Annotated in this window: 15 protein-coding genes and 2 pseudogenes; 8 read left to right on the plus strand and 9 right to left on the minus strand. The window is 61.2% G+C overall.

Annotated elements, in window-relative coordinates; translation table 11 throughout:
• The first annotated feature begins 7 nt into the window (after nucleotides 1-7).
• Entirely contained in the window at nucleotides 8-484 is a 477-nt protein-coding gene (locus K7R21_RS12985) for a DUF2127 domain-containing protein (protein ID WP_224983732.1), read from the plus strand.
• Here K7R21_RS12985 and K7R21_RS12990 read toward each other — a convergent pair.
• Both K7R21_RS12990 and K7R21_RS12995 read right to left on the minus strand, forming a co-directional pair.
• Nucleotides 481-1,251, minus strand: a complete 771-nt coding sequence (locus tag K7R21_RS12990; RefSeq protein ID WP_224983733.1) for a sugar phosphate isomerase/epimerase family protein — start codon at nucleotides 1,249-1,251, stop codon at nucleotides 481-483. The genes K7R21_RS12985 and K7R21_RS12990 overlap by 4 nt on opposite strands.
• Nucleotides 1,244-2,296 carry a potassium channel family protein gene (locus K7R21_RS12995; protein ID WP_224983734.1) on the minus strand — a complete coding sequence of 351 codons (1,053 nt, stop codon included), beginning with the start codon at nucleotides 2,294-2,296 and terminating at the stop codon, nucleotides 1,244-1,246. Before K7R21_RS12995 ends, K7R21_RS12990 begins: the two co-directional genes overlap by 8 nt.
• Nucleotides 2,297-2,441: 145 nt before the next feature.
• On the opposite strand from K7R21_RS12995, the gene K7R21_RS13000 reads away from it, so the two are divergent.
• From K7R21_RS13000 to cysS, 6 genes are all read left to right on the plus strand, one after another.
• Nucleotides 2,442-3,134 (plus strand): GntR family transcriptional regulator, encoded by a 693-nt coding sequence (locus K7R21_RS13000; RefSeq protein WP_224983735.1) that lies wholly within the window; start codon nucleotides 2,442-2,444, stop codon nucleotides 3,132-3,134.
• 242 nt (nucleotides 3,135-3,376) lie between these two features.
• Nucleotides 3,377-4,750 (plus strand): L-seryl-tRNA(Sec) selenium transferase, encoded by a 1,374-nt coding sequence (gene selA, locus K7R21_RS13005; protein WP_224984901.1) that lies wholly within the window; start codon nucleotides 3,377-3,379, stop codon nucleotides 4,748-4,750.
• 187 nt (nucleotides 4,751-4,937) lie between these two features.
• A complete protein-coding gene (ispD, locus tag K7R21_RS13010) occupies nucleotides 4,938-5,633 on the plus strand; it encodes a 2-C-methyl-D-erythritol 4-phosphate cytidylyltransferase (protein WP_224983736.1) in 696 nt (231 codons plus the stop codon).
• A gap of 4 nt (nucleotides 5,634-5,637) precedes the next feature.
• Entirely contained in the window at nucleotides 5,638-6,114 is a 477-nt protein-coding gene (gene ispF, locus K7R21_RS13015; protein WP_224984902.1) for a 2-C-methyl-D-erythritol 2,4-cyclodiphosphate synthase, read from the plus strand.
• 158 nt (nucleotides 6,115-6,272) lie between these two features.
• On the plus strand, nucleotides 6,273-7,961 hold the full coding sequence (locus tag K7R21_RS13020) for a glutamine--tRNA ligase/YqeY domain fusion protein (protein WP_224983737.1): 1,689 nt from the start codon (nucleotides 6,273-6,275) through the stop codon (nucleotides 7,959-7,961).
• Nucleotides 7,962-8,130: 169 nt separating this feature from the next.
• Nucleotides 8,131-9,573: a cysteine--tRNA ligase gene (cysS, locus tag K7R21_RS13025; RefSeq protein ID WP_224983738.1), complete on the plus strand. Its 1,443-nt coding sequence runs from the start codon at nucleotides 8,131-8,133 to the stop codon at nucleotides 9,571-9,573.
• A gap of 96 nt (nucleotides 9,574-9,669) precedes the next feature.
• On the opposite strand, the gene K7R21_RS13030 is transcribed toward cysS, so the two are convergent.
• Nucleotides 9,670-9,849, minus strand: a complete 180-nt coding sequence (locus K7R21_RS13030; protein WP_224983739.1) for a ribbon-helix-helix protein, CopG family — start codon at nucleotides 9,847-9,849, stop codon at nucleotides 9,670-9,672.
• Nucleotides 9,850-10,095: 246 nt separating this feature from the next.
• The gene (locus K7R21_RS13035; protein WP_224983740.1) at nucleotides 10,096-12,378 is read right to left on the minus strand and encodes a sigma 54-interacting transcriptional regulator; all 2,283 of its coding nucleotides are present in this window, start codon (nucleotides 12,376-12,378) and stop codon (nucleotides 10,096-10,098) included.
• Nucleotides 12,379-12,749: 371 nt separating this feature from the next.
• Here K7R21_RS13035 and K7R21_RS13040 point away from each other — a divergent pair, with 371 nt between their 5' ends.
• Complete coding sequence (locus tag K7R21_RS13040; protein ID WP_224983741.1) at nucleotides 12,750-14,192, plus strand: transglutaminase-like domain-containing protein; 1,443 nt, start codon at nucleotides 12,750-12,752, stop codon at nucleotides 14,190-14,192.
• 87 nt (nucleotides 14,193-14,279) lie between these two features.
• On the opposite strand, the gene K7R21_RS13045 is transcribed toward K7R21_RS13040, so the two are convergent.
• From K7R21_RS13045 to K7R21_RS13065, 5 genes and pseudogenes are all read right to left on the minus strand, one after another.
• The gene (locus K7R21_RS13045) at nucleotides 14,280-14,417 is read right to left on the minus strand and encodes a hypothetical protein (RefSeq protein WP_224983742.1); all 138 of its coding nucleotides are present in this window, start codon (nucleotides 14,415-14,417) and stop codon (nucleotides 14,280-14,282) included.
• Between the two features lie 269 nt (nucleotides 14,418-14,686).
• Nucleotides 14,687-15,547: an energy-coupling factor ABC transporter ATP-binding protein gene (locus K7R21_RS13050; RefSeq protein ID WP_404813654.1), complete on the minus strand. Its 861-nt coding sequence runs from the start codon at nucleotides 15,545-15,547 to the stop codon at nucleotides 14,687-14,689.
• Between the two features lies 1 nt (nucleotide 15,548).
• Nucleotides 15,549-16,307: a cobalt ECF transporter T component CbiQ gene (gene cbiQ / locus K7R21_RS13055; RefSeq protein WP_224983744.1), complete on the minus strand. Its 759-nt coding sequence runs from the start codon at nucleotides 16,305-16,307 to the stop codon at nucleotides 15,549-15,551.
• Nucleotides 16,307-16,495: pseudogene (locus tag K7R21_RS20960) on the minus strand (cobalt ABC transporter permease); the annotation flags it as partial. The gene cbiQ and the pseudogene K7R21_RS20960, both read right to left, overlap by 1 nt.
• Before the next feature lie 129 nt (nucleotides 16,496-16,624).
• Nucleotides 16,625-17,348: pseudogene (locus tag K7R21_RS13065) on the minus strand (energy-coupling factor ABC transporter permease); the annotation flags it as partial.
• Between the last annotated feature and the right edge of the window lie 55 nt (nucleotides 17,349-17,403).

Consider the following 17,403-nt stretch of genomic DNA (forward strand, 5'->3'; position numbering starts at 1 on the left):
ACTGCGGATGCCGCCGAAGGCAAGAAGTGCAAAAGGGCGCGGGCTGCGCGTAGTGGCGGTCTTTGAGGCCCTGAAGGGCGTGGTGGTACTGCTGGCAGGGTGCGGCGCGCTGACACTGGTGCACAAGAACGTGCACGACATCGCGGTGCGACTGGTGCTTGTCCTGCATATGAACCCGGCGCGCCACTACCCCAGCATCTTTATCGACGCCGCCAATCGCGTTACCGATGTACAACTCTGGATGCTGGCGGCTTCCGCACTGGCCTTCGCGGCGGCCCGACTGGTGGAAGCCTATGGGCTGTGGCATGAGAAAAGATGGGCGGAGTGGTTCGGCTTTCTCTCCGGCGCGATCTACCTCCCCGTCGAGGTCTTCGAGATTTTTCGTAAACCGGACTGGGCACGCACCGCGGTCTTCCTGGTGAACGTCGGCGTGGTTGGCTACCTCGCCTCGGCCCTGAAGCGCTCCAGGAAGTCCCGCCGCTAGTCCAGGTAAGGGCCGAGCACCTGCAGCGAGCTCTCCAGGTGCGGTCTGCTGTGCGACTCAATGGTGTAAGCGGCGTCCGGCGCGTACTGCTCCATCAGCTTGAAGAACAGCGCGAAGTCGATGGCACCTTCTCCCGGAGGCGCATGATCATCCTTGGTGCCCCTGTTGTCATGGATATGCACCTCCCGGACCCATCCCCCCAGCGCCTCGAACCACTCCTCCATCCCCACCCGCTTGAACAGATTCCAATGTCCCACGTCGAAGCAATGCCCGAATGCCGGATCCTGAACCGCCTCGAACAGCGCCTTCAGGGTGGACGGCTCCTCCTCGAAGATGTTCTCCACCGCTACCACCGTGCCGATCCCCTTGGTCCGCCGCAGCACCTCCCGCCAGGCCGCAACACTCAAATCGAGCCACTGCCCCTGTGCTTCACCGTAACGCCAGCGATCGAAACCGGGGTGGAATACCATGACCTCCGGGCGCAGTATCGCCGCGGCGTCCAGCACCTGCCCGAAGCGGTGCATGGTCGCATCGCGCAGCATCCGCTCCAGCGAGCCGGGGTTCAGGTCCATGAACGGTGCATGGATGGTGCAGGAAAGGCCCTCCCCATCGAGTGTCCGCGCGGTTTCCGCGAGTTGTGCCGGGGTGGCGGCGTCGAGCGCGTCGGCGGAAAGGTAGATCTCCGGGTTCAGCTTGCGTTCCAGGATGTAGGGGAAATGCTCATTGATCTGGCTGTAAGGGACGTGGGCGAAGACTCTTTTACTCATCTTTTTTCCTGTGCTTTTTGATCAGTTCCTCGGCGCAGCTGTCGCAGCGGACCAACTGGTCCAGCTTCTGGATCGCCGCCGGTTCTCCGAGCACGATCAGCGTGTCGTGCGCCTCGATCTTGGTGTGGGATTCGGGGTTGAAGACCATCTTCCCGGTCTGCTTCTTGACTCCGACGATGATGACGCCGGTCTCCTTGCGGAAGCCGGAACTGGCCAGCGTCTCGCCGATGAAACCGGAATGCGGCGGGATCAGGATCTCCTCCATCTGCAGTTCCATGTGCTCACGACCGGTGGCGATCTCGATGAAGTCGACCACGGTGGGGCGCAGGATAGCCTGCGCCATCCTGGAGCCGCCGATCAGATACGGAGATACCACCTTATTGGCGCCGGCCCGCTTCAGTTTGATCTCGCTCCCCTCTTCACCGGCACGCGCCAGGATGAAAAGGTCGGGGTTGAGTCCCCGCGCCGTCAGGGTGATGTAGACGTTCTCAGTGTCGGAGGTGACCACCGAGATCAGCCCCTTGGCCTTCTTGATGCCGGCCCTCAGCAGCACGTCGTCGATGGTGGCATCACCCGGCAGGAACAGGTAGCCGTGGCCGTCCTGCTCCATCTGCGAGATCATCTCGATATCCTTCTCCACCACCACGAATGGCAGCGGCTTGGCAGAAAACTCCTTGCAGATCAGTGAGCCGATGCGTCCGAAACCGCAGATGATGTAGTGCCCGTCCAGGGCGGCAATCGCCTTTTCCACCTTTTTCCTCCCGATGATGCGCTGGAACTGCCCCTCGAACATGATCTGGGCCAGGCTGCCGACGATGTAACCGATAACGCCGACCCCGAAGAAGATCAGCATCATGGTGAAGACCTTGCCGATGTGGCTCAGGTCGTGGACCTCGCGGAAACCAACGGTGCCCAGGGTGATCACCGTCATGTACAGGGCGTCGAGCAGGCTCCACCCCTCCAGCGACATATAGCCGCAGGTACCGACGGTGAGCAGTAGCAGCAGCACACAAATTGAGATCTTGAAATGGCGTACCGGGTCCATAGCTAAACTCCCTCAGCGTCGCAACATACAGACGGCGCTGGGAGATTACAAGCTTTTTCATGTGCAACCCCACCATTTTGAAGAGGGAAGTTCTTGACAATCTTTGGATACTGTATACAATACGGCGATCATTGAAGGGGGCCGCATGAAGAAGAACGTTGAGAAGCACCTTACCCTTAGAGAACGGATACTTGAGACGATCCGCGACGCCATCATGTCGGGCGCCCTCAAGCCGGGAGAAAAGGTAGCTGAGCCCGAACTCGCAGCCCGCTTCGGTATCAGCCGCACCCCCATCCGCGAAGCATTCCGCCAGTTGGAGTCTGAAGGGTACCTCTCCGTAATACCGCGCAAAGGAGCGCTTGTAGCCAGTTTCTCGCCGAAAGACGTCGAAGAGTTCTACGCCATCAAGAGCATCCTCGAAGGGTACGCCGCCCGCAAGGCCTGCAGCCTGCTCAGCACCAGGGAAATAAACAAGCTGGAAGCTATCAACGAGAAGCTGCGCGAGATTGCGGCGGAAGGGGATGTGCGCCACTTCTTCAAGGTGCACAACAGCTTCCACGACCTCTTCATCAAGGGTGCCGGTAACGAGAAGCTGCACGACATGATCGCCCAATTGCTCAAGAAGTTCCAGCGGCTGCGCCTAGCCTCCCTCATGAAGCCGGGCCGGATGCAGCTCTCGGTTGAGGAGCACGAGAAGATCATCGAGGCGTTCCGCAAGCGCGATCCGGTCATGGCCGAGATGCTGGTTCAGAAAAATGCCGAGTATGGCGGCAAGGTTCTTATCGACGAAGACACCGCCGCAGCGGAAGCCTGGACCAGCAAGGGTCTCGATCTCTAAATAATTCAAGAAGGTCCCGTCTCGCCCCAGGGGTGCGGGGCCGGTCTTTCCTCGGCGTTCGGTGCCGGCGAATCTGCCCGGTATTGTCACGCCGCCCTCCATATTTCCGTCCGCCCCCTCCCCCACGCTTTGCTCCCCATCCCCCCTCAACCTGTGGTTTTTCTTTGCCTCACGCCTCACTTTGCGCTAAATTAGCGCGTTGCCATTTCATTGGACAGGGAGGCGCCGTGCAGCAGTTGAAAATGATCCCGAAAGTGGACCGGGTACTGGAATGGGAGGCGGTGCGCGCGCTCTTGGCCGGCCACCCGAGGGAACTGGTCCTCAAGGCGGTCCGCCTGGTGCTCGATCAGCTGCGCTCAGGCGCCCGTGCCGGCCGCCTGAGCGACTCGGCCTTCGCCGAAGCTGCGGTCTGCGCCGAGGTTGCGCGGGAACTGCGGCTGCTGACCCAGCCCAGCCTTAAGCGGGTGATCAACGGCTCCGGCATCGTGATCCACACCAACCTCGGGCGCTCCATCCTCCCCGAGGCGGCGCGCGAGGCGCTGAACACGATCGCCTTTTCCTACTCTAACCTCGAATTCAACCTCGACGAGGGGGTACGCGGCAGCCGCTACAGTCATGTCGAGGCACTCTTGTGCGAGTTGACCCGCGCCGAGGCGGCCATCGTGGTGAATAACAACGCCGCCGCCGTCCTCCTCACCCTGAGCGCCATGGCAGCGGGGCGCGAGGCGGTGGTGTCGCGCGGCGAGCTTGTTGAGATCGGCGGCTCCTTCCGTATCCCCGAGGTTATGAAACTCTCCGGCGTGACCCTGAAGGAAGTCGGCACCACCAACCGGACCCATCCCAAGGATTATCTCGGTGCCGTCAACGAAAACACCGCCGTCTTCCTCAAGGTGCACTGCAGCAACTTCGCCGTGCTCGGCTTCACCAAGGAAGTCACCGCTGAGGAGATGGTCGAACTGGGCAATCAGGCCGGCGTGCCGGTGCTGGCCGACATGGGGAGCGGCAACCTGGTCGACCTTTCCAACCGGCTCCCCTGCCCCGAGCCCACGGTCCAGGATTTCGTCCGCGCCGGCGTCGACGTGATCACCTTCAGCGGCGACAAGTTGCTCGGAGGTCCGCAGGCCGGCATCATCGTGGGCAAGAAGCCCTTCATCGAGGCAATGAAGAAGCACCAGCTACTGCGTGCGCTCAGGATGGACAAGCTCACCCTGGCCAGCCTGGAGGCGACCCTCGCCCTGTACCGTGACGAAATGGTGGCACTCAAGGAAGTGCCGACGCTGCGCATGTTGACCGCCACCCTCCCCGACCTGACCGCGCGGGCCAGGAAGATCGCCGCCCGGTTGCGCCGCCGCACGCCGGACGCCGTCAGCTTCAAGCTCAGCGAGGGATTCTCCCAGGCCGGCGGCGGGACGCTGCCGCTGCTGAACCTCCCCACCGTGCTGATCGAGGTGGCAGTGGAGGGGCTCACTCCCAACGACATCGAGGCAAGGCTCCGTGGCATGGAGATCCCGGTCATCGGGCGCATCAACAAGAACGCCTTCCTGCTCGATCCGCGGACCTTGCAGGACGCCGACCTCGACGACCTCGCTGCCGCCCTGAGCGCGCTCGCGGTCTAAGACTTCTCGTCCAAGCCCCCTCGCCCTCCGGGAGAGGGCCAGGGTGAGGGCACGGTGTTGGTTCAATGACCGAGGCACGCATCAGTGACAGCGCCAACTTTGGTCATAATTAACTGGTTTTTTCACAGCCAAACTGTATAATTCGGCGATTTCCCCCTTGGGAACGCCCGCTTTCTTCGAGGTAACTTTGGCCAGAACAATCGCGCTCATCCCCGCCGCCGGTATGGGCAAGAGGATGGGGGCAGGCTCCAACAAGCAGTACCTCATGCTGGACGGCATGCCGATCCTCGCCCGCACCGTGCAGACCTTCCAGGAAGCCGACTGCATTGACGCGATCTACCTGGTTTCCCCGGAGCAGGAGATCCCGTTTTGCCGCAGCGAGGTCGTCGAACGCTACGGCTTCACAAAGGTACGCGCGATCGTGCCGGGCGGCAGCGAACGGCAGCATTCGGTGTACAACGGGCTGCGCGCCATCGAAGGGATTCAGCCCGACGACATCGTGCTGATCCACGACGGTGTGCGCCCCTTCGTCTCGGTACAGATGCTCGAGGACGCCACCGCTGCAGCCCGCGAGGGTGGCGCCTGCGTAGTCGCGGTTCCCGTGAAAGACACGGTGAAGGTGGTTCGTGAAGGTGTGGTTACCGCCACGCCGCCCCGGGAAACGCTCTGGCTTGCCCAGACCCCGCAAGGCTTCCGCTACGACCTTATCCGCGCCGCCCACGACCAGGCCGCCGCCGAAGGCTTCCTCGGCACCGACGACGCGTCGCTCATGGAATGGCAGGGGCAACCGGTCCGGGTGGTGCAGGGCGACTATCGCAATATCAAGATCACCACGCCGGAGGACATGATCCTCGCCGAGGCGTTTTTGAAGGAGAAGAACTGACATGATGCGCATCGGACACGGCTACGACGTACACCGACTTGTGGAGGGGCGCAAACTGATCCTGGGAGGGGTTGATGTCCCGTACGTGAAGGGGCTCCTGGGCCACTCCGACGCGGACGTACTCTTGCACGCCATTTCCGACGCCATCCTGGGCGCCATCGGCGAGGGGGACATCGGCAAGCACTTCCCCGACACGGACCCGGCGTACAAGGGAGCGGACAGCCGCAAGCTCCTGCGTCACGTGATGGATCTCGCGGAGCGCAAGGGGTACCAGATCGGCAACGTCGATGCTACTATCGTGGCGCAGCGCCCCAAGCTCGCCCCCTTCATCCAGCAGATGAGGAGCAACATCGCCGAGACGCTGGGCACCGAGGAAGACCGGGTCAACGTCAAGGCGACCACCACCGAGGAGCTTGGTTTCGCCGGTCGGGGCGAGGGTATCGCCGCATACTCGGTGGCACTTTTGGCGAAAAAAGCGTAAGGGTAAGATCTGGGAGAATGATTATTCGCCCCTACAGTTCAGCGTTTCCCCTGTCGGGGCAATCATTTGCCCGCCACAGCCGCTTCGCCAGGCGGCTGCTATATTAATTAATATCTCAACGCGCCGGGTACATGCCGGCTGCGGACAGGACATCTGATATGACTACAGAAGATACCCCGACCGTCGAAAAGGCGGCCAACTTCATTCGCAACATCGTCACCGACGACTTGAAAAACGGCAAGCACGAGACCATCGTCACCCGCTTTCCGCCCGAGCCCAACGGCTACCTGCACATCGGGCACGCCAAGTCGATCTGCCTCAACTTCGGCCTGGCTCGCGACTTCGGCGGCCGCTGCCACCTCCGTTTCGACGACACCAACCCCACCAAGGAAGACATCGAGTACGAGGACTCCATCAAGGAGAACGTGAAGTGGCTCGGCTTCGAGTGGGGCCAGCACATGTACTACGCCTCGGACTACTTCGAGAAGTTCTACCAGTACGCGCTGATCCTGATCGAGAAGGGGCTGGCCTACGTCGACAGCAGTACCGCTGACGAAATCCGCGCCATGCGCGGCACATTGAGCGAGCCCGGCAAAGAGAGCCCGTACCGCAACCGCAGCGTCGCCGAGAATCTCGACCTCTTCGCCCGCATGCGCGCCGGCGAGTTCGAGGACGGCAGCCAGGTGCTCCGCCTGAAGATCGACATGGCGTCCCCCAACATCAACCTGCGCGACCCGGTTATCTATCGCATCAAGAAGGTTGACCATCATCGGACCGGCGATGCCTGGTGCATCTACCCGATGTACGACTACGCGCACTGCATCTCCGACGCCATCGAAGGGATCACCCACTCCATCTGCACCCTGGAGTTCGAAGATCACCGCCCGCTCTACGACTGGGTGCTGGACCAGCTCCCGGTCCCCTGCCACCCGCGCCAGATCGAGTTCGCGCGCCTGAACCTGAACTACACGGTGATGAGCAAAAGGAAGCTTCTCGAACTGGTCCAGGAGAAGCTCGTGGACGGCTGGGATGACCCGCGCATGCCGACCCTGGTCGGGATCAGGCGCCGTGGCTTCACCCCGGAGTCGATCCGCGCCTTCTGCGAGACCATCGGCGTGGGCAAGAGCGACAGCCTGATCGACATGAGCATCCTTGAGGACGCCGTGCGCGAGGACCTGAACCTGCGTGCCCCGCGTGCCATGGCCGTGCTGCGCCCCCTCAAGGTGGTGATCGAGGGGTACCCAGAAGGTCAGACCGAGGAGTTCGAGGCGGCCAACCACCCGAACAACCCGGAGATGGGAAGCCGCATGGTTCCTTTCGGTAAGACCGTCTATATCGAGCGCGACGATTTTCAGGAGGAGCCGGCCAAAGGGTTCTTCCGCATGGCTCCGGGCAAGGAAGTACGCCTGCGTTACGCCTACATCGTGAAGTGCGAGTCGGTGGTGAAGGACGAGAACGGCGAGGTGATCGAGGTGCGCTGCAGCTACGATCCTGGCTCCCGCGGCGGCAGCGCCCCGGACGGCCGCAAGATCAAGGGGACCATCCACTGGGTCAGCGCCGAGCACGCCATCAACGCCGAGGTGCGCCTCTACGACCGTCTCTTCAGCACCCCTAACCCGGGCGGCAAAAACGAGCCGGACTACCGGACCTCCATCAACCCGAACTCCATCGAGGTGCTCGCCGACTGCAAGCTGGAGCCCTCGCTCGGCGCGGCCACGCAGGAGGATCGCTTCCAGTTCGAGCGCCTGGGCTACTTCTGCCCGGACATGAAGGATTCCCGCCCCGGCGCCCTGGTCTTCAACCGGACCGCGACGCTGCGCGATTCCTGGAACGACGGGAAGAAGTAAGGAAGTATGCTGAAGGGGGGGGCGGAGGGGGATTTGCCCTCTCCCATACGAAAGCTAAATTCCCCTAAGCCCTCCTTCGTAAAGGGGAACTTTACCAGCGGAAGGCAGCTGCAATCGGCAACATATAACGGTCTAAAGGCCTTAACACTTCAGAAAAAGAGGATCAGACATGGCTTTACGCGTCTATAACACCCTTACCGGCAGCAAGGAAGAATTCGTACCGATCAACCCCGGCAAGGTCGGCATGTATGTCTGCGGCGTAACGGTCTACGACAACTGCCACATCGGGCACGCCCGCGCCAACGTCGTCTTCGACATGATCTACCGCTACCTGCAGGCCAAGGGGCTCGACGTCACCTACGTCCGCAACTACACCGATATCGATGACAAGATCATCAACCGCGCCAACCGTGACGGCGTACCCTACAACGTGATCTCCGAGCGCTTCATCGAGGAGTTCGACAAGGACATGGCGCGGCTCATGCTGCAACTCCCGACCTTCCAGCCCAAGGCGACCGAGCACATCCCCGAGATCATCGCCCTAGTTGAGCGGCTGATCGAGAAGGGATACGCCTACGCGTCCGGCTCCGACGTCTTCTTCCGCGTCGACCGCTTCGCAGGCTATCTGAAACTCTCCAAGCGGAATCTGGAGGACATGCAGGCCGGCGCGCGCATCGAGGTGGACGAGAAGAAAGAACACCCGATGGACTTTGCGCTCTGGAAAGGCGCCAAGCCGGGCGAGCCGTACTGGGAATCCCCGTGGGGCCAGGGCCGGCCGGGCTGGCACATCGAGTGCTCCGCGATGAGCTCCAAGTTCCTGGGGGATACCTTCGACATCCACGGCGGCGGCAAGGACCTCATCTTCCCGCACCACGAGAACGAGATCGCCCAGTCGGAAGCCGCGTCCGGCAAACCGTTCGTCAAGTACTGGCTGCACAACGGCTTCGTGAACATCAATTCCGAGAAGATGTCCAAGTCGCTGGGCAACTTCTTCACCATCAAGGAAGTCCTCGAGCGCTACGACGCCGAGGTGCTCCGCTTCTTCCTGCTCTCGGCCCACTACCGCTCCCCGATCGACTTCTCGGACCAGAACCTGAAGGAAGCCGAACTCGGCCTCGAAAGGATCTACAAGGCCCTGACCGGCATTGACGAGCGTCTGGCCGCCGGGACCGACCACGCACCCACCGAGGAGAGCGCGGAGCTGGAGGAGAAGTGCGGCAGCATCGCGAACCGCTTCAGCGAGGCGATGGATGACGATTTCAACACGGCGATGGCGCTCGGGCATCTCTTCGACCTGGTGCGCAACATCAACCGCGCGCTGCCGGTCTCCCCGCTGGAACTGCTCAAGCGCGTGAAGCAGGAAGTGGCACAGATCGCCGCGACCCTCGGGGTGTGCGATTCAGTTCCTGCCGAATTCCTGCAGCGCATGAAGGACCGCAAGACCTCGGAGATGGCGATCCCGGTCGAAGAAATAGAAGCCCTGATCGCCGAGCGCGCCGAGGCCCGCAAGGCCAAGAACTTCAAGCGCGGAGACGAGATCAGGGACCTGCTGCTGGAGAAGAACATCGTGCTCCTCGACAGCGCGCAGGGAACCACCTGGAAGGTGAAATAGGTAAGGAAATATTCGGGGAACCGGAAACTGCAGGAATAAAAAAAGGCCGCTTAACGCGGCCGTTTTTTATGTTTCGGCGGGGTGATGCGAGGCGGCCTAGGCCGCCTTCTGGTTCAGCTCGACGCTCCTTGCCTTCACGAGTTCCATCGCTTCCCTCATGATGTCGGAAACGCTTTTCTTGGTGGAGTCCATGATTGCTTCGAGGGTCTCACGCTCTGCGTCGCTGATCCTCATGGAAATGACATTGTACCTGGGGTTCTCTCTCATTCTGCCCATCTGCTTCTTCTCCTTGTACTGCTCAAAATTGGTGACACGATGTCTACAATATTGCTATATGCGTGCCAACCTCAAAAAAGAGCAGACCTGCTCCGTAACCCACTGTTTTCACGTATACCCTTAATTTTGCGTTAGAAATATTTAATCCAACTGTGTATACAAAGTGCGCCACTTTTGGCACACAGTGCGTAATTGTGCCCATTTGTATCATTTTGGCCACCGTGGATCCGCTCCCAGCGTGACAAATTACTCATCTTCTTCCTCGCGTGCGCGAATTGTGCGTCCTTTCAACCCGTGCTTGGCTAAAAGACGATAAAAGGTCCTTCTAGGGATGTTGGCAAGTTGTGCCGCTTTTGACACATTACCACCGGCGTCGGCCAGGTAGCGCTGGATCAGCTTCTTCTCAACCCGCAGTACGTGCGGTTCCCGCTCTTTTTTGAAGGAGCGTAGGTCGATGACATCCTCTCCCTCGTCAGCGTAGCTTTCAGCGAAGGCCAGCGGCAGATTACCCAGCTTGATGATGTCGTCGTGGGTAAGGACCGCAGCGCGCTCGATGACGTTCTGCATCTCCCTGATGTTGCCCGGCCAGGGGTATTTCACCATGGCGTTGATGGCGCGCTCCTCGATACCGATGATGTGCTTGTTCAGCTTGTTGCGCGCCTTCTCCAGGAAGTAGTGCGCGAGCTGAGGGATCGACTCCACCCGCTCCCGCAGCGGCGGCATGGTGATCGAGAAGACGTTGAGGCGGTAGTAGAGGTCTTCGCGGAACCAGCCGTCGCGCACGCCGTCTTCCAAGGACTTGTTGGTGGCCGCGATCAGGCGGACGTCAACGCGGTGTGCCACCGTGCCGCCCACCGGTCGGACCTCGCCCAGGTCGAGCACGCGCAACAGCTCCGCCTGCAGCTTGGGGGTGATGTCACCGATCTCGTCCAGGAAGATGGTGCCCCCGTCGGCCGCCTCGAAAAGGCCCTTCTTCTCGGTGATGGCGCCGGTGAAGGAACCCTTCTTGTGGCCGAACAGTTCACTCTCCAGCAAGGAATCGGTGATGGTGGTGCAGTTCACCGTTACCAGCGGCTTGTCGTTTCTCTTGCTGTAGCGGTGGATAGCGCGGGCGGCCAGCTCTTTACCGGTGCCGGACTCGCCGCGGATCAGCACCGTGGTCGGCGTCGGCCCCACCTGCTTGATCTGGTCCAGCGCCTCCAGGGTGTTACTGTCGCTCCCCACGATAAACTCGTCGCCGTACTCGCGGTCCAACTCCCTTTTGGCCAGTTCATACTTCTGGATAAGCCGGCCGCGCTCCTCCTCCAACTGCTGCAGGTTGTGCGGCAGGCACATCTCCAGGTCCGCGAGTCCCTGGAACACCGCAACCGCGTACTCGCGGCAGGTGCGGTAGCCGCAGGTGCGACAGTTGAGCTCGTCCTTCTGGGTGAACTTGTTGGTTGCCTGCAGGATCTTCTTGACGTCGCCCCCCTTCGGAGTGGGGAGCTTCGCGTATTTGTCTGAGAAGGTGCGGGAGAAATCGATGTCCCATTGCTTCTGGTAATGCGGTGCCACGCGGTACGGGATTTCGCTCCTGAAATGGGATATGACCATGTTGCGCCTGGAAAACTCGGTGAGGTCCCTGTTCCTCCCTGGGCCACCGATGCAACCGTCGTAACAGAAACGGAGATCAACCAGCTTGGGGCTGATGCGCCCAGCCGCCAAATCCTTAATGATCCCCATTACGTTCACCTCGCCCTCGGCGGTGACGATCTCGGTATCGAGCGGGTCCGGGTTGATGCCGAAAGCCTGGAACGAGCCCTGGGAGAGCGAGAAGACCCGCCCCATGTGCGGTGTCCGGCCGTCAAAGGGCTCCTCCTGAAGGGAGCCCAGGTCGATGCCGCGCTCTTTGAAAATCGATTCCAGCTCCCGATAGGTAAGCAGTACGTCCACCGCTCCCTTGGTCTGATCGGCCTGCACCTCGAACTTGCCGGCGATGCAGGAGCTTATGTAGATTACCTTTACCTGCTCTCCCAGCACCTGCTTCAGGTAGCGTCCCATTGCCACCATGTGCGTCACCACCCCAACCAGGTTTTCGATCAGTTGCGGGTAGTGCCGCTCCACAAGGTCGACGACGGCTGGGCAATGGGAGGAGATGAGCGGCAACTCGGCCTTTTCGATGGCGTTTCTGTACTCTTCCGCGATAAGTTCCACGCCGCTTGCACCCTCGTGCACCTCGGCGAAGCCGAGCTGGCGCAGGCCGGCGGAGAGCTGACCGGGGGAGCAGTTGTGAAAGAAGGCGGGGAACGAGCAGCCCAGAACGGCCACTACCGGATCACCGGAGGTGAGCAGTGCCTCTGTCACCACAACGTTGTCCGCGATGACCTTGGCGTGCTGGGGGCAGTTGCTCAGGCAGTTGCCGCAGCCGATGCAGCGCTCGAAGATGATCTCGGTGTAGCTCTTCTCCACCTTGATCGCCTTGACAGGGCAGCTGCGCACGCAGGAATAGCATTTTCGACATTGATCGGTAATAGTTACGATAGGATACATCGGTCCTCGCAGGCACAGCCGGATGGAATTGCAGATCAGGTGGGATTGTATAGGAATCGCGGAAAGTGTGCAACAGTTGGCACACTTTTGACACAGTAGGTACAAAAAAAAACCCTAGCGACTAGGAGGGCAAGTCGGCTAGGGGAAGGAGGACCCTACGATCCTCCGCAACTCTTATCTATATTCACATTATACTGAGGTGCTAAAAAGACTGCAAGAGCTTAACTGCAATTAATAAAGGAACTCTTTCAATACAACATCTCATGAGTTTCACAGACGCCGCGTTTCATAAGAAAAAGAGATGGTTGGCGCATTGCATCGGGCGCAATTCATGTGGTATAAGTTACCGCGCACTCAGCCCAGGAGGAAGTATGACAACCACGGCACGTTTTCGTTTTACACTCCGGCTCATAGCGGTACTGGCCCTGGTACTTTTGCCGCTGCAGCTCTTCGCGGCACCCCCTCTCCCCAAGCTGGCTGCCCCGCCCGAAGGCGAGCGCTGGTTCAGCATCATCATGGGCGACGAACAGGTCGGCTTCGGCCAGACCACCGTTACCCGCACCGCAGACGGCTACCAGATCTCCTCGCGCGGCAGCGTGAAGATGAAGGTCATGGGCTTCTCCCGCGAGGCAAGCTCCACCGAATCGTACCATGTGGCTCCCGACCTGACCCTGCGCTCGTTCCAGGTGCAGAATCGGATCGATGGCAGCCTCGTCGACATCGACGGCGCAGTGACCCCCAAGGGGATCACGGTGCACACACGGTCGGCCAACGGTAACAAGGACCGAACCCTGAAAGTGAAAGGGGCGGTTTACCCGCCGCACGCATTGAACCTGTACCCGCTCATGCAAGGGGCCGTGCCGGGCAAGACCTACAAGATCCAGTACCTCGACCCGGAAGCAGTGAAGGTGAAACAGGCCAAGGTCGAGGTAGTCGGTCCGGAGACCCTGGACGGCAAGCAGGTGGTGCACCTGAAAAACGACCTCTACACCATGGTGGACAACGACATCTGGGTAGACATGGCGGGCAACGTCCTGAAAGAATCGGTGCGGGACGGGCTGGTGCTCACGGTGGCGCGGGACGAAGTAACCGCGCGGGCCGAGCTGACGGAAGCGGCCATGGGCAAGAAGGACCTGGTGTACGACTTCAGCCTGATACGGGTCACCCCTCCCCTGGAGCATCCGGAGCGGCTGCAGAAACTGGTATTGCAGATAACGGGCATCCCCGCACAGCAGCGCTTGCTGCAGGGCAAGTGGCAAAGTGCGGAGCGCCAGCCGGACGGCAGCGTCATCATCATCCTCCCCAACCCCGGCCCTGCCGCTGAAGAAGTCCCCACCCAGGCGGACCTGCAACCCGGCGAACGAACGCCCAGCGACAATCCCGAGATCGTCTCGCACATGAAAGCGATCGTCGGGGACGAGAAGGATCCCGCCAAAAGAGTCGCTCTCCTGGCGGCGTGGGTCGCCGGCAACATCAAGGCCGACGTGATCGACTCGCAGTCGCCACTGGAAACGTTGCAGAAAGCGCGCGGCAACTGCCAGAGCCACGCCCGGCTCTACGTGTCCCTGGCGCGGGCCGCCGGCATCCCTACCCGCTTCGTGTCGGGCCTGGTGTACCAGGGGGACGGGTTCCTATACCACAGCTGGGCGGAAAGCTACCTGGATGGGAGATGGGTCTCGGTCGATCCCACTTTTAACCAGGTCCCTGCCGACCTCACCCACATCAAGCTGGTTGAGGGAGAGTCGCTGGACGAGATAGGGAGCATCGCCGGCATGATCGGCAGGGCACGGGCCAAGGTTCTGGAGAAGCGTTAAACGTCAGTCAAGCCACTTTAAAAACGAAGCGGGGCGGATCACCAGATCCGCCCCGCTTTTTTCGTACTTGCCTCGGCTAGCACGCGCCTAGTGGCAGGCCTGAGCCGCAGCCACGCTGAGCCCATTCTCCCGCGCAGCTTTCTTCACGCTGCTCCTGTAGCAGGCTATCTGAACCAGTATCACCAACACGTAGACCACTCCAACCGCAATAAAGAAACCACCCATCTGTCTCGCTCCCATGTATTGAATTCGCCACGGCAGAGGACATTCTCGACCGGCAGGCGCACATTCTAATGAGCAGGATGCATGCCGCTGGCCTCCCACTGGAGGGATGAGTGTAAATTCGAGCGGTTAAGTCTCGACCTGTGGCGCTTGCAGCCGAGACCTGTGCGAAAGTGGGACGCTAAACTGTCTCAATAGCTAACGAGGGTGTTGCACGTGACACGAAAAAGGGCGACCGGTGGGGTCGCCCTGTGGGTGAAGTGGTGGAAGAATCATTTTTTTCGAGACATCGCGTCTACCATCTCCCGGCGTGCCTCGCCGATGGTGAGGGGAAGGCGGCTGAAGGGGAGCCCCTCCTCGTGCTTCAACTGGTAGATCAGTTCGGCGATGTGGGGGAGGCGCAGCTTGACGTTGGCCAACTCCTCCGGGGCGGTGAAGACTTCTTCGGGGGCGCCGCCGCGAACCAGGCGCCCCTTGCTCAGGATGTGAAGCTGGTGCAGGAAGATGGGAACGAGGTCGACGCTGTGGGTGGCCATGACGATGGTGACGCCGTGGTCGCGGTTTAGCCGGGTCAACAGTTCCATCATCCGGTACTCGCCCATCGGGTCCAGCCCGGCGGTCGGCTCGTCCAGGAGCAGGATCTCGTGCCCCATGGCCAGGAGGCCGGCGATGCAGACCCTCTTCTTCTGGCCATAGCTCAGGTTGTGAATCCCTTTCCCGGCGAACTCGGACATGTCCACGCTTGCCAGTGCGGCCTCCACACGGCTTTTCACCTCGGTCTCGGTGCACCCCATGTTGCGCGGGCCGAAGGCGGCGTCCTCAAAAACGTTGCTCGCGAAGAGCTGGTCGTCGGGGTTCTGGAACACGAGGCCGACCTTGCGGTAGATGTCACGCGGGTGCAGCCGCAGCACGTTGTCGCCGTCCAGCAGCACCTCGCCGCGATACCCCTTGATCAGTCCGTCCATGATCTTAAGCAGCGTCGTCTTACCCGAGCCGTTGGAGCCGAGAATGCCGGCGAACTCGCCGCGGGCGATCTTTAGGTTGAGGTCGGCCAGCGCGACGGTGCCGTCGGGGTATTGGTAACTCTCGAGGTTGACGGAGATTCTGGTCTGGTCCACGGACGGTTCCTTCATTTCACAGTGCCCTGATGGCGGCCATGGCGCCGACGAACAGCAGCGCGGAGCCGACCTCGACCAGCCGTAGCGGCCGGTGCACGGACGCGGGCATGGCTCCGTCATAGCCGCGCTGCACCATGGCGGTGGTAATGCTCTGGCTGTTGTCGAAGGCCTTGATTACTAACACGCCGGCCAGCGTCCCCAAGGAAGAGAGGGCACGCCGGCAACCGACGTAGCCAAGACGGTTTTTCTGGGCGTTATAGACGACCTGGGCATCCTCGAGGAGCAGGAACAGGTAGCGCCAGGCGAAGAGGGCGATGTCAACCAGTACCTGCGGCACCCTGAGCCACGAGAGCGCAGCCATCATTTCCGTGAAGGGGGTGGAGAAGCCGACCACGGCGAGCAGGGAGACCCCGCCCAAGATGCGCCCGGCGATGAGGCCACCCGCCGCCAACCCGTCGCGGTGCCCGATCAGCTCCCAGCCGCCCAGGCCGATGCTGAAAAGCGGAACTGTGCCGGAGAAGAAGGTCTTCAGCGCCAGCACCATGACCGCGATGAAGAGCGGCTCGGAGAAGCGCAGCACGAGGATGCGCGCCGGCGTGCCCAAGTGCAGGCAGAGCGCGAGCCCGAGGGCCGCCACAGCCAGGGGAAACGCCACACCATGCGAGCTCAGCACCATGACCAGGAGGGCCAGCGCGCTGAGCAGCTTCACCCGCGCATCGACCAATGCCAGAGGATGGGCCGCGTGGTGGCGGTATGCGTTGAAGTGATGGTGCATCAACTTTCCTTCTTGTCTTTCCCGGTCAACTGACGCCAGTAATATCCGGCGGCAAAGCCGCCCACAACGCCCGCGCCCAGGAAGGCGAACAGCAGCAGGTCACCGGAGCCCGGATCGATGAGCGGTGCCTTGGCCTCCCGTCCGTGCTCCTTGGCGATCTTCTCCACCACCGCCTCGTCCACGCCTTGGTACGACTTCGGTGCGAGGGAGAAGAAGTAGAAGGCGAACAACAGCGTCGGCAGCATCACGGTGTGCAGCAGCAGTACTTTCCACCTGCGTTTTCTATCAGGCATTGCCGGCAACCTCCTTTTCCGTGATGACACGCATTTTCACCAACAGGTCCGGGCGCTTACGATACAAAAGCGTCACCATGCCCGCGGTGATGAACCCTTCCAGGATACCCAGCGGCAACTGGGTGGGGAGAAACGCCAATACGATTTTCGCGAACAGGGGCCACAGCGGCGACTCCCCCCGGATTCCGAGAGCGAGTAGCAGCGAGATCGTGGCGTAGGTGGCCCAGTCTGCCATAAGCCCGGCGATAAATCCAGCCACAGCCAAACTCCCACCGACTTTTCGCAGAGCCCGGAAAGTAAACCAGCCGGCGAAGGAGCCGACCACGCCCATGGCGAGGGTATTGGCGCCCAGTGTCGAGAGGCCGCCGTGGGCCAGGAACAGCGCCTGGATCAGGAGCGAGACGGCAGCGATGATGATGCTGACCAGCGGTCCCACAAGTATGGCCGACACCCCGGTGCCGCAGGGATGCGAGCAGGTCCCGGCGGTCGGCACCGGGATCGGCATGCAGGAGATGATGAAGACGACGGCTGTGAGCAACCCGACCAGCGGCTTCATGGAAAGGTCCTCCCGCGCCAGGATGTTCAACTGCCTGATGCCCAGGGCCAGAAACGGTACCAACACCAGGAACCACGAGACAGCCCACGAAAAGGGAAGGATCCCCTCGGAGATGTGCATGGCGTGGGCGGGGGCCGGGACGAGCAGTGATGAGATCACTCCACCTGTCAGCAGTGCAACGCCCCGCGCCAGTGGCACACCTACCTCCCTCTCCCTCCGGGAGAGGGTCGGGGTGAGGGCCTCGCGG

Origin of the sequence: Geomonas agri, from assembly GCF_020179605.1 — a bacterium.
GTDB classification, from domain to species: Bacteria; Desulfobacterota; Desulfuromonadia; order Geobacterales; family Geobacteraceae; genus Geomonas; species Geomonas agri.

What these genes read in the sequence shown, in the direction of transcription:
- K7R21_RS13030 (WP_224983739.1), bottom strand. Translation starts at nt 9,849, where the DNA reads ATGGGCAGAATGAGAGAGAACCCCAGGTACAATGTCATTTCCATGAGG.
- ispF (WP_224984902.1), top strand. Translation starts at nt 5,638, where the DNA reads ATGCGCATCGGACACGGCTACGACGTACACCGACTTGTGGAGGGGCGC.
- K7R21_RS13050 (WP_404813654.1), bottom strand. Translation starts at nt 15,547, where the DNA reads ATGAAGGAACCGTCCGTGGACCAGACCAGAATCTCCGTCAACCTCGAG.
- K7R21_RS13020 (WP_224983737.1), top strand. Translation starts at nt 6,273, where the DNA reads ATGACTACAGAAGATACCCCGACCGTCGAAAAGGCGGCCAACTTCATT.
- cysS (WP_224983738.1), top strand. Translation starts at nt 8,131, where the DNA reads ATGGCTTTACGCGTCTATAACACCCTTACCGGCAGCAAGGAAGAATTC.
- selA (WP_224984901.1), top strand. Translation starts at nt 3,377, where the DNA reads ATGATCCCGAAAGTGGACCGGGTACTGGAATGGGAGGCGGTGCGCGCG.
- K7R21_RS12990 (WP_224983733.1), bottom strand. Translation starts at nt 1,251, where the DNA reads ATGAGTAAAAGAGTCTTCGCCCACGTCCCTTACAGCCAGATCAATGAG.
- K7R21_RS12985 (WP_224983732.1), top strand. Translation starts at nt 8, where the DNA reads ATGCCGCCGAAGGCAAGAAGTGCAAAAGGGCGCGGGCTGCGCGTAGTG.
- cbiQ (WP_224983744.1), bottom strand. Translation starts at nt 16,307, where the DNA reads ATGCACCATCACTTCAACGCATACCGCCACCACGCGGCCCATCCTCTG.
- K7R21_RS13035 (WP_224983740.1), bottom strand. Translation starts at nt 12,378, where the DNA reads ATGTATCCTATCGTAACTATTACCGATCAATGTCGAAAATGCTATTCC.
- K7R21_RS12995 (WP_224983734.1), bottom strand. Translation starts at nt 2,296, where the DNA reads ATGGACCCGGTACGCCATTTCAAGATCTCAATTTGTGTGCTGCTGCTA.
- K7R21_RS13040 (WP_224983741.1), top strand. Translation starts at nt 12,750, where the DNA reads ATGACAACCACGGCACGTTTTCGTTTTACACTCCGGCTCATAGCGGTA.
- K7R21_RS13045 (WP_224983742.1), bottom strand. Translation starts at nt 14,417, where the DNA reads ATGGGTGGTTTCTTTATTGCGGTTGGAGTGGTCTACGTGTTGGTGATA.
- K7R21_RS13000 (WP_224983735.1), top strand. Translation starts at nt 2,442, where the DNA reads ATGAAGAAGAACGTTGAGAAGCACCTTACCCTTAGAGAACGGATACTT.